The sequence below is a fragment of the Albidovulum sp. genome, assembly GCF_049646345.1.
In the GTDB taxonomy this organism is placed as follows: Bacteria; Pseudomonadota; Alphaproteobacteria; order Rhodobacterales; family Rhodobacteraceae; genus Albidovulum.
This window is the reverse complement of record NZ_JBARVQ010000491.1, coordinates 1-3,470: the sequence shown is the minus strand read 5'-3', so window position 1 is coordinate 3,470 and position 3,470 is coordinate 1. Positions and strand designations below refer to the sequence as shown.

The window sequence follows — 3,470 nt, the reverse complement described above, 5'->3', positions numbered from 1 at the left end:
TCCTTGGCCATCGCTGCGTCTTTCACCTTGTTCACCATCTTGACGAGCATGAACACAACCCAGGCGATGATCAGGAAGTTGATCAGCGCCATGATGAAGTTGCCATAGGCGAAGACCGCGCCCTCTTCCCCGTCACTCAGCCGGACGCCCAGGCCGGAGAAGTCGATCCCACCGGTAAAGAGCGATATGATCGGATTGATCAAATCTTCGACCAGTGACGTCACGATGGCGGTAAAGGCCGCACCAATAATGATACCAACGGCCATGTCCATGACATTGCCCTTGGCGATAAAATCCTTGAACTCTTTCAGCATTTAATTGTCCCCACTGCGTTTACACTCACGACCGCGCGTTTCCATGTTTAGCGCGCCAGCGCGCAGAAGCTAACATAAAATGCGCGAAGTTCTTCTCTTTTTTTCGCGTTCCCATGGACTTACCTATCAAAGGTGCGACAAGCCGAACAGGAGTGCGAATTTTGACCGATCTGTCATCGTTTCCAATCACAGAACGCTGGCCCCCGCAGGACCCATCCGCGATTCAGCTTTATTCACTGACCACGCCAAACGGTGTGAAGGTCTCGATTGCACTTGAAGAGATGGGGCTGACTTATGATGCCCATCTGGTCTCATTTTCCACAAATGACCAGTTCACGCCTGAATTCCTGTCGCTCAATCCCAACAACAAGATCCCTGCGATCCTTGATCCAAATGGACCTGGCGGCACCCCGCTTGCCCTGTTCGAAAGTGGGGCGATCCTGCTCTATCTTGCCGAGAAAACCGGACAGTTTCTGCCGGATGGTCCGAGGCGCTGGGAAGTGATCCAATGGCTGATGCTCCAGATGGGTGGCATCGGACCGATGTTCGGACAGGTGGGCTTTTTCCACCATTTCGCCGGGAAAGAGATCGAAGACCCCCGCCCGCGCCAGCGTTACTATGACGAGGCGCGGCGATTGCTCGGTGTGCTTGACCGCCAGTTGGAGGGGCAGGACTGGATTGCCGGGGACTATTCTATCGCCGATATCGCGATCGGGCCCTGGCTGCGCACCATCCGGGATTTCTATCAGGCGTCTTCCGAGGTCGGCTGGGATGATCTGGCGAACGTGCCTGCCTATCTCGACCGGTTCCTTGCCCGCCCAGCCGTTCAGCGCGGTCTGACCATCCCGGCCCGGGACTAGCCGGGCAGCGCGCCGGTCAGCACGTAGCGCAAAATCTCGACCACCTGCCGCGGCTCTTCGGCCACCGCAAGGGCCGCGGCATCGACCTCTTTCAGTGCATGGGCGTGATCGGCCCCATGCAGGACAATCAGTGATTTGCCAAGCGCTGCAGCATAACCTGCGTCAAATGCGGCGTTCCACTGCCTGTACATCTCACCAAAGCGCACAACGACCACATCGGCATCGGCAATCGCCTTGCGGGTACGGATCGCGTTCACCTTGGCGCCCTTGTGGTCGTGCCAGACCTTGTTCGGCTCTGCCCCAAGGATTGCCACGCCACAATCATCCGACGCCGCATGGTCGGTCACGGGGGCTGTGAAGGTGACATCCAGACCGGCCGCACCCGCCATGATCTCTTCCCGCCAGTCGGTGTGAATTTCACCAGACAGGTAAACGTTCAGCGCCATGTCAGCCTCCTATGCCTAAACCCCTGACCGGGCTATCAGCCCAGGGCTTTGCGGGCAACGATGAAGCGGCGCGGTGGCTGGGCGGGATGGTTTCCCGTCTCGATGATCTCGAACCCGGCCCTGGTGATCGCCCCTTCCAGGTCCGCAATGCGCGTGATCCGCACGAAGGGTGCCTTGCCGACAAGCTGCAGCAGCGGCAGAACACCCATCATCAGGGAAAGGAACATGCGCTCGCGCGTCCAGCCCGAACCGGCGACCGGGCGGCAGATTGTCTTGGAGATGAAGAGGCCGCCGGGCTTCAAAAGCCGGTTCACCCGCGCCAGGGCGGTCGGCAGATCGGGCAGCAGGTGCAGCATGTTGAAGGCGAGGATGGCGTCATAGGGTTCCGCGCCCAGCGCTTCGTCCAGAACATCGGCGGCAACGAAACGGATATTCCCTGCGCCGTCGGCCTCGGCCTTGCGCCTGCCGACCGCGATCATGCCAGGTGAGACATCGCTCGCCGTGATCTCGTGCACGCCCGGCGCGATAAGAAGCGCGGTTGAGCCTGAACCACAGCCAAGCTCAAGCACCCGGTCGCTTGAGGACAACTGAGAGCGCGTTCGCTCCAGCGTATAGGTGTAGGCGTCCATATCCTTGATGGGGGAGGTCGCGTATTTTTCCGCGATGCCGTCCCAGAATTTTGCTGTGTCTTGCATGGTGTATCTCCTTTGTCCGCATAAATACCCATGCGAATTTCACAAATAAATTGCCGAAATCCGTTGTTTCTTTATACAAATACGCATGGATCAACGCATGGGCGGCTTTGACTGGAACCATATCCGCGCCTTCCTTGCCACGGCAGAGGAGGGGTCGCTTTCCGCTGCGGCGCGGGTGCTGGGCCTGACCCAGCCGACGCTTGGACGGCAGGTCACGGCGCTTGAGAGCGATCTTGGCATCCTGCTCTTCGAACGCGTTGGCCGGGCGCTGCAACTGACCGATGCCGGGCGCGATCTTCTTGGCCATGTCCGCGCCATGGGGGCGGCTGCGGACCAGGTCGCGCTGGCCGCAACCGGCCATTCCCAGTCGATCGAGGGCATGGTCCGGATCACAGCGAGCGAGGGCCTATCGGCCCATATCCTGCCCGCCGCCCTGAAGCGGATCCGGGAGGTCGCACCAAAGCTCGAGATCGACATCGTCGCCGCCAACGACATCCGCGATCTGATGCGGCGCGAAGCCGATATCGCCATCCGTCATGTCCGCCCCGAACAGCCCGACCTCATCGCCCGTCTGGTGCGTGAGGCGCGGGCCTATTTCTATGCCTCCGGCCCCTACCTTGCGGCAAGGGGACGGCCAAAGAGTCTCGCCGATCTCGCGCCGCATGACTTCATTGGTTTCGGCGACAACCAACAGATGCTCGACCATCTCGTGCCACTCGGCATGCCGCTGACCGAAGCGAATTTTCGCATCGGTTCGGCCAATGGCATCGTCGCCTGGGAACTCGCCCGTCAGGGCTTCGGTATCGCGCCTATGTGGGATGAACTGGCGCGGCTCTGCCCGGAAATGGAACGCATCCTGCCGGAGCTGAAACCGATCACCTTCCCGATCTGGCTGACAACGCATCGCGAGCTGCATACCAGTCGGCGTATCCGGCTGGTCTTCGATCATCTGGCCGACTTCCTGTCAAACCCGGCGAGGTAACCTCAGGGCCTATAGCGTTTCGAGTTTTCATTGGATCGGAATTCGAGGCTTTTTCATTCGAATTCTGACATTTGTGATTTCTATCAAAACCCGAAACGCTTCATGCCAGCGCAGCCTCGGCCGCAGCGCCGATGCGCAAGAGCCGCTCCTCACCAAAGGGTCGGCCCATCAGC

At 59.8% G+C, this 3,470-nt stretch carries 5 protein-coding genes; 2 read left to right on the top strand and 3 right to left on the bottom strand.

Annotation, left to right across the window (positions count from 1 at the left end):
* A partial coding sequence (mscL, locus tag WBB85_RS12295) for a large conductance mechanosensitive channel protein MscL (protein WP_432638900.1) occupies positions 1–314 on the bottom strand: 314 nt, incomplete at its 3' end.
* 161 nt (positions 315–475) lie between these two features.
* On the opposite strand from mscL, the gene WBB85_RS12290 reads away from it, so the two are divergent.
* Entirely contained in the window at positions 476–1,174 is a 699-nt protein-coding gene (locus WBB85_RS12290) for a glutathione S-transferase N-terminal domain-containing protein (protein WP_432638899.1), read from the top strand.
* Here the strand turns inward: WBB85_RS12290 and WBB85_RS12285 are convergent.
* Complete coding sequence (locus tag WBB85_RS12285) at positions 1,171–1,620, bottom strand: YtoQ family protein (RefSeq protein WP_432638898.1); 450 nt, start codon at positions 1,618–1,620, stop codon at positions 1,171–1,173. The two genes, WBB85_RS12290 and WBB85_RS12285, sit on opposite strands and share 4 nt — an antisense overlap.
* Positions 1,621–1,655: 35 nt before the next feature.
* Positions 1,656–2,315, bottom strand: a complete 660-nt coding sequence (locus WBB85_RS12280; protein ID WP_432638897.1) for a class I SAM-dependent methyltransferase — start codon at positions 2,313–2,315, stop codon at positions 1,656–1,658.
* Positions 2,316–2,400: 85 nt separating this feature from the next.
* Here WBB85_RS12280 and WBB85_RS12275 point away from each other — a divergent pair, with 85 nt between their 5' ends.
* Positions 2,401–3,297, top strand: coding sequence for a LysR family transcriptional regulator (locus WBB85_RS12275; protein ID WP_432638896.1), 897 nt, complete (start codon positions 2,401–2,403; stop codon positions 3,295–3,297).
* Positions 3,298–3,470: the final 173 nt, after the last annotated feature.